Genomic DNA, 10045 nt, shown 5'->3' with positions numbered 1-10045 from the left:
GGTCAGATCGATCGGATGTCCCGCTTCACCCTGCGCTACGAGGCGCTGGTCAACCAGCACCAGCGTCGTCGCAACCCGACTCGCGGTCTGGCCGGTGGCCGGGTCAGCCTGATCCCGCACCAGCTCTATATCGCCCACGAGGTGGGTCACCGCTACGCTCCGCGCGTACTGCTGGCCGATGAGGTGGGTCTGGGCAAGACCATCGAAGCGGGCATGATCATTCATCAGCAGCTGCTCTCCGGCCGCGCCCATCGCGTGCTCATTCTGCTGCCCGAAACGCTCCAGCATCAGTGGCTGGTCGAAATGCTGCGCCGCTTCAACCTGCACTTCTCCCTGTTTGATGAGGAGCGCTGCATCGAGGCATTTGCCGATGCGGAAAACCCCTTCGAGACCGAACAGCTGGTGATCTGCAGCCTCGACTTCCTGCGCAAGAAGCGTCGTCGCTTCGAGCAGGTGCTGGAAGCCGAGTGGGATCTGCTGGTTGTCGACGAAGCCCACCATCTGGAGTGGAGTGAAGAGGCACCGAGCCGTGCCTATGAGATGGTGGAAGCGCTGGCCGAGCAGGTGCCTGGCGTGCTGCTGCTGACTGCGACCCCGGATCAGCTGGGTCACCAGAGCCACTTTGCTCGTCTGCGCCTGCTCGATCCCGAACGTTTCTACGACTACGAGGCCTTCCTCGCCGAGGAGCAGGCCTATGGTCAGGTCGCCAGCGCAGCGCAAGAGCTGCTGGATGGCGAGACCCTGAGCGATGAAGCCAGACAGATCCTCGCCAGCCAGCTGGAAGGGCTGGATTTGAGCGATGCGACTGCCCGCCAGCAGGCGGTCGCCAAGCTGCTGGATCAGCATGGCACCGGCCGGGTACTGTTCCGCAACAGCCGCGCCAATATTCAGGGCTTCCCCGAGCGTCACCTCAACGTCTACCCCATGCCGCTGCCGGAGCAGTACAAGACTGCCATCAAGGTGATGGGCATGATGGGTGGCAATGGTGGCGATCTGCAGACCCGCGCCTTGCGCTACCTCTACCCCGAGAAGATCTTCCAGCAGTTCGAAGGCGACAACGCCACCTGGACCCAGTTTGACCCGCGCGTCGAATGGTTGCTGGAGCTGCTGCTCTCAGCCCGTCAGCAGAAGGTGCTGGTGATCTGCTCCGAAGCGGCGACTGCTATCGCGCTGGAAGAGGCGCTGCGTACCCGTGAAGGGATCCGTGGTGCCGTGTTCCACGAAGGGATGTCGATCCTCGAGCGGGACAAGGCCTCCGCCTATTTTGCCCAACAAGAGGGTGGCGCCCAGGTGCTGCTCTGCTCCGAGATCGGCTCAGAGGGCCGCAACTTCCAGTTTGCCAGCCATCTGGTGCTGTTCGATCTGCCCCTCAACCCGGATCTGCTGGAACAGCGGATCGGCCGACTGGATCGTATCGGTCAGCAGAATACCGTCGAGATCCACGTTCCCTATCTGGAAGGGACTGCCCAGCGCGCCCTGCAGCTCTGGTATCACGATGGTCTGGACGCGTTCGAGCAGACCTGCCCGACAGCCCGCCCGGTATTCGAAGCGGTACGTGAAGAGCTGTTCGAGCTGCTGGCCGCCAACACCGGCGATCAGGCGACCCTCGACGCCCTGCTGATCAAGACCCGCGAACTGCACGAGCCGCTCAAGGCCCGACTGGAGCAGGGTCGCGATCGCCTGCTGGAGATCCACTCCAGCGGTGGCGCCGCCGCCCAGCAGCTGGTCGACAAGCTGGCCGCCGAAGATGACGACACCGGCATGATCTCCTTCGCTCTCAAGATGTTCGACGAGATCGGCGTCAATCAGGATGACCGTGGCGAGAACGCGCTGGTGCTGACCCCCGGGGATCACATGCTGGTCTCCAGCTTCCCGGGCCTGCCACAAGATGGCATGACCATCACCTTCGATCGCAACACAGCCCTGTCGCGGGATGACATGGCGCTGCTCTCCTGGGATCACCCCATGATGCGCGGCGGTATCGACCTGATCCTGGGCTCCGAGATCGGTGCCACCTCGGTCGCACTGCTCAAGAACAAGGCGCTGCCCATCGGCTCCATCCTGCTTGAGCTGATCTTCGTTGCCGAATCTGCGGCCCATCCCCAGCTCTACCGCTTCATGCCGCCGACGCCAATCCGTCTGCTGATGGACAAGAACGGCCAGAATCTGGGTGAGAAAGTGGCGTTCGATGCCTTCAACCGCCAGCTGACTCCGGTCAATCGCCACCTCGGCAGCAAGCTCGTGACTGCATCCCAGCCGGTGATCCACGGTCTGATTGGCAAGGGCCAGGCCATTGCCGAAGAGCTGAAAGCCGGGATTGTCGACAAGGCGCGCGCCCAGATGGCACAGACCCTGCAGCAGGATCTCGATCGTCTGGAAGCGCTCAAGGCAGTCAACCCGAACGTGCGCGACAGCGAACTGGATTATCTGCGCAATCTGCAGGCAGAATTGCACCACCTGATCGATCAGACCCAACTCAAGCTGGATGCCATCCGCTTTATCGTGGTCACCCATAACTGACAAGGTACCGACTGATAGCGGCCAGACCCAGCTCAAACTGGATACCCAAGGCCGCTTTGTCGTGGTTACCCATAACTGATGGGGGCTTGCCCCCACCTTCTGATGCGAGACATTTATGTTTGAATACTCACCGCCTCTGGAACCCTGGCTCGATATCCTGTTCAAGGACAAGGACATCATGGTGGTCAACAAGCCCACTGGCCTGCTAAGCGTCCCCGGGCGCGGCCCCGAGAATGAAGACAGCGTCCTGCATCGGGTGAAACAGCAACACCCCAAGGCGGCGGCAGCTCATCGCCTCGACATGTCCACCACTGGCGTCATTGTCATTCCCCTCAATCCCAACTCTCATCGGGAACTGAGCCGACAATTTCGCGAGCGGGAGACCGAGAAGCACTACCTCGCCTGGGTGTGGGGTGAGCCGGAGGCAGAGTCGGGTCAGGTTGACCTGCCGCTCTGCGTCGACTGGCCCAACCGCCCGAAACAGAAGGTGGATCACGAGGAGGGGCGTCACGCTCTGACCCTGTGGGAAAAACTGAAAGTGGAGAACGGCAACAGCCTGATCAAGCTGACCCCCATCACAGGTCGCTCACACCAGTTGCGCGTCCATATGCTGGAGCTGGGGCATCCGATCCTGGGTGACAACCTCTATGCCCATCCGGATGCGCTGGCGGCTGCGCCCCATCTCTACCTTCATGCGGCCAGCCTGACCATCAGCCACCCCCGCAGTGGCGAGCGGATGACCTTCGAGGCGCCAGCCCCCTTCCCGCTCTGAGCGGAAGAGGCTCGCGCCAAATCGCAGAGATAAAAAAGCCCCCATCGTGAGATGGGGGCTTTTTCATTAGGGTCAGACGCGAATATCGATCTTGCTTCCCAAAGAAGCGCTGGCCGATGTCGGTGCAACCGGCGCTGATTGCGCTGCGTTTTGCAGCAGCTTCAGCGCAGCTTCGCCCTCTTGGGTCTGCTGTTTCTTGGCCAGACTGGCCGTCATCAGAGCAGAACCAAACGACGCATTTGCAGAACTTGATATATCCATAGGGTTCCTCCTGCATTCAACAGTATCGGCCAAGCGGCCCCGAACATAAGCACTGAATGCAAAACAATCTGACAGTTGCTTTTCTATCAATCAGATAGCACTAGCATTCATGGCCCCTGTTCACCGCTGGATGACGCCTTCAAGCTCCTGTGCCGTCATCGGCCGAAGCACCTTGCAAGGGTTGCCAGCCGCCACCACGTTGGCTGGCACATCTTTGGTCACCACCGAACCGGCACCGATGACGCTGTTGTCACCAATGGTTACGCCTGGGCAGATAACAGTGCTGCCGCCAATCCAGACGTTGTGACCGATCCGCACCTGCTTGCCGAACTCGACACCCCTGATGCGCGGCGCCACCGCCACCGGGTGAGCGGCGGTGTAGATCTGCACCCCGGGCGCCAGCAGCACGTTGTCGCCGATGTGTACCTCGCAGACGTCGAGGATGGTGCAGCCCACGTTGGCGTAGAAGTTCTCGCCGACGAAGATGTTGGCACCATAGTCGCAGAAGAATGGTGGATTGATGGCACACTCCTGGCCGCGGCCACCGAGCAGTTCGTGCAGCAAAGCATCCCGCGCTGGTTTCTCCTGCCAGCTGGTGTTGAAGGTGTGATAGAGCCGGCGGCAGCGCTCGCGCGCCGCTTTGAGCTCAGGGTCAGCCGCATCATAAGGCTCCCCCGCCACCATCTTCTGCCACTCGGTACCGCGCACCACCTTCTCCATTACCTACTCCATCAGCCAGATCAGGGATTCATAAGGGCGCAGCATACCCGATTGCGGTTGGGCCGGGCTGTCGGGGTAGTTGCCGAGCAGCAGCCGACCTTGCCCGCTTTGTAGCTCGGCAGGCAAGGCAAACTCAACCGGCTCGCCGTAGAAGTTGCTCACCACCAGCAGGGTCTGACCGTTGGCACGGCGGGCATAGGCCCAGATCTGCGGGTGCCCGGTCAACAGCTCCTGATAATCCCCCTGAGTGAAGATGGGGTGCGCCTTGCGAAGGGCGATGAGATCCCGATAGTGCCAGAACACCGAGTTCTGGTCGGCCAGCACCGCCTCGGCATTGATCTCGGGATAGTTGGCGGCAGGCTTGAGCCAGGGCGTTCCTTGGGTGAAACCTGCATTGGCCGCTGCGCTCCACTGCATCGGCGTGCGCGAGTTGTCGCGGGACTTGGCGCCGAGAATGGCGAGGATCTCGGCCTCGCTCATCCCTTCCGCCTGCTTGATGGCGAAGATGTTGCGGCTCTCCACATCCTGATAGTCGTTGATGTGCTGATAGCCGGGGTTGGTCATGCCTATCTCCTCCCCCTGATAGATGTAGGGGGTGCCTTGCAGGCCATGCAGCGTGCTGGCCAGCATCTTGGCGGCGACCACCCTATCCTCACCCTCGTCACCGAAGCGGGAGACGATGCGCGGTTGGTCGTGATTGCACCAGAACAGCGCCGACCACCCCTTGCCGTGCATACCGCTCTGCCAGTGGTTGAAGATGCGCTTGAGTTCGAGGAAATCGAACGGTGCTTTCGTCCACTTGTCGCCGTTGGGGTAATCCACCTTGAGGTGGTGGAAGTTGAACACCATGGAGAGCTCGGAGCCGTCCAGCGCGCCATAGCGCTGGCAGTGCTCCAGCGAAGTAGAGGACATCTCCCCCACCGTCATGGCCCCCACCGGGGCGAAGACATCGCGGCTCACATCCTGCAGGAATTCGTGGATGCGCGGCCCGTCGGTGTAGAAACGGCGGCCATCGCCACTGTCGTCGCTCGGGAACGCCTGATCCTTGGAAATAAGGTTGATGACGTCGAGCCGGAAACCGTCCACCCCCTTCTTCGCCCAGAAGTGGATGATGTTTTTCACCTCGGCGCGCACCGCCGGATTTTCCCAGTTGAGATCCGCCTGCTCGCGGGCAAACAGGTGCAGGTAGTACTGACCGGTGGCGGGATCCAGCTCCCAGGCGCTGCCACCAAACTTGGATTGCCAGTTGTTGGGTACGCCGCCATCCACCGGATCGCGCCAGATGTAGTAGTCGCGGTAAGGGCTGTTTTTATCCCCCAGCGCCGACTTGAACCAGGCGTGCTCGGTGGAGGTGTGGTTGACCACGATATCCATCACGATGCGGATGTCGTGCGCGTGGGCGGCGGCCAGCAGCGCCTCAAAATCTGCCATGGTGCCGTAGGCGGGGTCGATGGCAAGGTAGTCGGCGATGTCGTAGCCGTTGTCCACCTGCGGGGAGACGTAAACGGGGGTCAGCCAGAGGGCATCGACGCCCAAGGTCTTGAGATAGTCGAGGCGGGCCATGATCCCCTTGAGATCGCCGGTGCCACGGGCCGCGGAATCCTGAAAGCTCTTGGGGTAAATCTGGTAAATCACGGCACTCTGCCACCAGGGTGTTTGGCTCATGGGTCTTTCTCTTGTCTCGAATATGAAATGGAGAGGGCGACCCGCGGGTCGCCCTGATAATCATTGTCAGGCGCTGGCTTGGGTCAACTTGCCAGCGGCTTGCTGGCGCTTGTAGACCAGCAGGGTCAGCACCACCGGCACCACGATGGCGACCAGCATGGCGATGGCAAATACCGCCCAGTATTGCGGCTGGATGGAAAGGATGCCCGGCAGGCCGCCGACCCCGATGCCGTTGGCCATCACCCCGGCAAAGCCACAGATGAGGGCCGCTAGGCTGGAGCCCACCATGGCGCACAGCATGGGGAACTTGTACTTGAGGTTGATACCGTACATCGCCGGTTCGGTCACCCCGAGGTAGGCGGAGATGGCGGCAGGTACCGAGATCTCCCGTTCGTTCTCCTTGCGGCTAATCAAAATGATGCCGACGACCGCAGACGCCTGCGCAATGTTGGAGAGGGCGATCAGCGGCCAAATCGGGGTGCCACCCATGCTCTGCATCAGCTGCAGATCCACCGCGTTGGTGGTGTGGTGGATACCGGTAATGACCAGCGGTGCATAGAGGAAACCGAACAGGGCAGCACCGATGGGAGCGAAGGAGCCGGTCATCGCAGCCTTGGCCGCGAAACCGACGCCATCACCAATCCAGCGACCGAACGGGCCGATAAAGGCGTGAGCCACGATCACTGCCAGCAGCAGCGAGACAAACGGCACAATCACCAGATAGAGGTAAGCCGGAATGATCCGCTTGAGGTTGGTCTCAACCCAGGCCAGGAATACGCCCGCCAGCAGCGCCGGAATGACCTGGGCCTGATAACCTACCTTCTGGATCACGAACAGGCCGAAGTCCCACACCTCGGGAGTCTGCTGACCGATGCCGTAGGCGTTCATCAACTGCGGTGACACCAGCGTCACCCCCAGCACAATACCGAGGATCTCGGAGCCGCCCATCTTCTTCACTGCAGACCAGCAGACGCCGACCGGCAGGAAGTGGAAAATCGCCTCGCCCAGCAGCCAGAGGAAGGCGTGCACCTGAGCCCAGAACTGGCTGATCTCGGTGAGGGTATGAGTGCCATCGTCGAACATCTTGATGTCGCCGATGACGTTGCGAAAGCCCAGGATCAGACCGCCGGTGATGATGGCAGGCAGCAGCGGTACGAAGATCTCCGCCAGATGGGAGATGCCCCGCTCCAGCGGGTTCATGTTCTGGCGTGCCGCCTGCTTGGCGGTCTCCTTGCTGCCACCGCTGACGCCGAGCTGCTCGGTCAGCGCCTTGTACCACTGCTCTACCTCGTTGCCGATCACCACCTGGAATTGACCGCCCTGGGTGAAGCTTCCCTTCACTGCCGGAATGGTTTCGATAGCCTTGCTGTCGGCCTTGGCCGGATCGTTCAGGACGAAGCGCAACCGGGTCAGGCAGTGGCTGACGGTGGCGATGTTCTCCTTGCCGCCGATCTTGTCGATCAGGGTGGCAAGCTGCTGTGCGTTGATCTTGGACATGGGTCTTCCCTCTGTGACGCCATTGAATAGTGGTCTGTATCGCCCTTTTGAGCCAGTCTGTCGGCCGGAGCGTTTTTGGTATCGTTCCCATTTAGCATGCCGACAATCTGGCCAGATCGAAATGGGAACGTTCCCAATTCGTGGTCAGCGTCACAAAAAGCACACTTTTTGTTCAGTCGGAAGTGATGGGGCTCACAGGGTTCGGCAGGGGGCGATAGTCACCAGCGGGGGCTGAGCCTGCTCAATCTGGCCGAGCAGCTGACGCGCCGCCTGCTCCCCCGCCCCCTTGTAGCCAAGATCGAGACTGAGAGCGTTGGGGAAGAGGAAACTGAGCATGGGATTGTTGCCAAGGCCGGTCACCAGCACCTCGCTACGCCCTTGTTCTTGCAGATATTTTGCCGCACCGATGGCGAGGGTGTCGCTGGCGCAGACCAACGCCTGGGTGGAGGGCGTCAGCAGCTCGGCCGCCAGCCGGTAGCCGCTCTGCAGGCTGAGATCGCCGAGGGCACTGCGCGGGCGCAACCCCTGCTCTGCGCAGTAAGCGAGATAGGCGTCGAGGCGGCGCTGGCCGGTGGTGAGATCCGAGGTATCCACCCCCAGATAGGCGATGTCGCGGGCGCCACGGCTTGCCAGCTGCGCCAGCATGGTGCGCACCGCACCGGCGTCGTCGAAGCAGACCGAGGAGAAACCGGGATATTCACGGGCGACCAGCACCAGCTTATCCCTGAGCGGCGCCATGGCGGCATAGTCCAAATCATTGAAGGCAAACAGGATGATGCCATCCACTCCGCGCCGCTCCAGCACCGCCAGATGCTCCTGCACCTTGGCGGGGGAGAACTTGCTCTCCATCAGCACGGCATCGTAGCCACGCTGGTAGAGGGTCTCCAGCATGCCGCGCACCGCCTGATTCTCCGAGCTGGAGTCGAGCCGCGAGACGATGATCCCCACCACCTGCTGGCTCTGGCTGCGCATGGCCCGCGCCGATTTGCTCGGCACGAAGCCGTGCTCGGCGATGACCTGCTCCACCCGCTCGCGGGTCTCCTGCTTCACCTTGGGATCCTGGTTGAGCACCCGGGAGACGGTCGACTTGCCGACGCCACTCAGTCTGGCGATATCGAGGATGGTCAGTTTCTTGTCCATGAATTGGCTCACAGGAGGCTAGGCGGTGGAATTGCCCACATTGTTGTGATTAACCCCTGTGAATACAAGCCCATGGCGTTAGAATGCCCTTTTTGCCCCGCCGTCAGGGTGTGTGGGCACAGCACAGGATGCCCATCATGGATCTGCTGGCCAGTCTGCTCTTCTCCCTCTCCATCACAGGCCCCATCTGCGTGGTGCTGCTGCTCGGCATCTTGCTCAAGCGGTTGGGGCTGCTGCCGGATCCCTTTACCGAATCCGCCTCGCGACTGGTGTTTCAGGTCACCCTGCCCGCTCTGCTCTTTCTCAGTATTCTGGGTACCAACTTCGCCACCATGCCGAGCCTCTGGTTTATCGGCTATGGCCTGCTCGCCACCGTTATCAGCTATCTGGTTCTGGAGCTGCTGGCCGGACGTTTTATCGGGGAGCTGCGGCTGCGCGGCATCTTCGTACAGGGGAGCTTTCGCGGCAACAGCGCCATTATCGGGCTCGCCTATGTGCAGAACGCCTACGGCCACGAGGGGTTGGGGGCGGCGGCCTTCTATGTCGGCGCGGTGACCGTGCTCTACAACATTCTCGCAGTGATCACCCTCACCCGCAGTCTCGGCGGCGCCACCGGTATCCGCCCCATTCTGCTCGGCATCATCAAGAATCCCCTGATCATCGCCATTGTGGCGGCGCTGCCCTTTACCCTGCTCGGTATCAAGATGCCGCAACTGCTGCTCACCACCGGCAGCTACTTCGCCAACATGACGTTGCCGCTGGCGCTGCTCTGCACCGGCGCCTCCCTCAGCCTGGATGCTCTGCGTGGTGGTGCAGCCATTGCGGGCTGGGCCAGCATCATGCGGCTCTGTCTCATTCCGGCTGCGTTCACTCTTGGGGCGGCCCTGCTCGGCTTCAGCCATCTGGAGCTGGGTATTCTGTTTCTCATCAGCGCCACCCCGACTGCCGCCGCCAGCTATGTGATGACCCGCGCCATGGGGGGCGACAGCGTGCTGGCCGCAAACATCATCGCCACCACCACCCTCGGTTCGCTGGTTACTACCAGCCTCGGGGCGACTCTGATGAACTATCTGGGTCTTATGTACTGACGGCTTGACCTTGCCGGAGGCGGCAGCTTTAAGCTGGCGCTCATCAACAGAGGAGATATTCCATGACCATCGAACTCACCGTGTCCGGCATGTCCTGTGGTGGCTGCGCCGCCAGTCTGAAAAAAGCGCTGCTGGCCCAGCCTGCGGTCACCACCGCGACCGTCGATTTCGCCAGCAGCAAGGCCGTCATCGAGAGCGATCTGAGCAAGGCCGAGCTGATCGCCCTGATCGAAGCCAAGGGTTTCTCTGCGAGTTAAATTATCTCCATATAGGTATAAAACAGGTTAAAAATCTGTACTCACCTGTCTTTTGGTGAGTTTTATCACAGACCCGGGTTATTAAACGGGCAAACTTGCTGCGATTATTCCAACCATAAGGATTT

General features: G+C 61.1%; 9 protein-coding genes (1 of these 9 only partly in view). 4 read left to right on the top strand and 5 right to left on the bottom strand.

Annotated elements, in window-relative coordinates:
• Positions 1-2520, top strand: the 3' portion of a protein-coding gene (gene rapA, locus ACTG2G_RS13505; protein WP_439985532.1) for an RNA polymerase-associated protein RapA. 348 nt of this gene lie to the left of the window's left edge; 2520 of the gene's 2868 nt are visible here — the last part of the coding sequence; the start codon falls outside the window, past its left edge; its stop codon occupies positions 2518-2520.
• Positions 2521-2635: 115 nt separating this feature from the next.
• Positions 2636-3292: a bifunctional tRNA pseudouridine(32) synthase/23S rRNA pseudouridine(746) synthase RluA gene (gene rluA, locus ACTG2G_RS13500; protein ID WP_042058808.1), complete on the top strand. Its 657-nt coding sequence runs from the start codon at positions 2636-2638 to the stop codon at positions 3290-3292.
• Between the two features lie 72 nt (positions 3293-3364).
• Here rluA and ACTG2G_RS13495 read toward each other — a convergent pair whose 3' ends face one another.
• From ACTG2G_RS13495 to treR, 5 genes are all read right to left on the bottom strand, one after another.
• Positions 3365-3553, bottom strand: coding sequence for a hypothetical protein (locus ACTG2G_RS13495; protein WP_005336040.1), 189 nt, complete (start codon positions 3551-3553; stop codon positions 3365-3367).
• Between the two features lie 120 nt (positions 3554-3673).
• Complete coding sequence (locus ACTG2G_RS13490) at positions 3674-4273, bottom strand: sugar O-acetyltransferase (protein WP_139731101.1); 600 nt, start codon at positions 4271-4273, stop codon at positions 3674-3676.
• Positions 4274-4276: 3 nt separating this feature from the next.
• Positions 4277-5938: an alpha,alpha-phosphotrehalase gene (gene treC / locus ACTG2G_RS13485; protein WP_167557103.1), complete on the bottom strand. Its 1662-nt coding sequence runs from the start codon at positions 5936-5938 to the stop codon at positions 4277-4279.
• 66 nt (positions 5939-6004) lie between these two features.
• Positions 6005-7435 carry a PTS trehalose transporter subunit IIBC gene (gene treB / locus ACTG2G_RS13480; RefSeq protein ID WP_005348758.1) on the bottom strand — a complete coding sequence of 477 codons (1431 nt, stop codon included), beginning with the start codon at positions 7433-7435 and terminating at the stop codon, positions 6005-6007.
• A 192-nt stretch (positions 7436-7627) separates the two neighbouring features.
• Entirely contained in the window at positions 7628-8575 is a 948-nt protein-coding gene (gene treR / locus ACTG2G_RS13475; RefSeq protein ID WP_439985531.1) for a trehalose operon repressor TreR, read from the bottom strand.
• 137 nt (positions 8576-8712) lie between these two features.
• Between treR and ACTG2G_RS13470 the strand changes: the two genes are divergently transcribed.
• Complete coding sequence (locus ACTG2G_RS13470; protein WP_159157724.1) at positions 8713-9663, top strand: AEC family transporter; 951 nt, start codon at positions 8713-8715, stop codon at positions 9661-9663.
• A gap of 62 nt (positions 9664-9725) precedes the next feature.
• Positions 9726-9920: a heavy-metal-associated domain-containing protein gene (locus tag ACTG2G_RS13465; RefSeq protein ID WP_439985530.1), complete on the top strand. Its 195-nt coding sequence runs from the start codon at positions 9726-9728 to the stop codon at positions 9918-9920.
• Positions 9921-10045: the final 125 nt, after the last annotated feature.

The sequence above is a fragment of the Aeromonas sp. 55A genome, from assembly GCF_051919665.1.
Classification (GTDB): domain Bacteria; phylum Pseudomonadota; class Gammaproteobacteria; order Enterobacterales; family Aeromonadaceae; genus Aeromonas; species Aeromonas veronii.
This window is presented reverse-complemented; position numbering and strand designations above follow the sequence as displayed.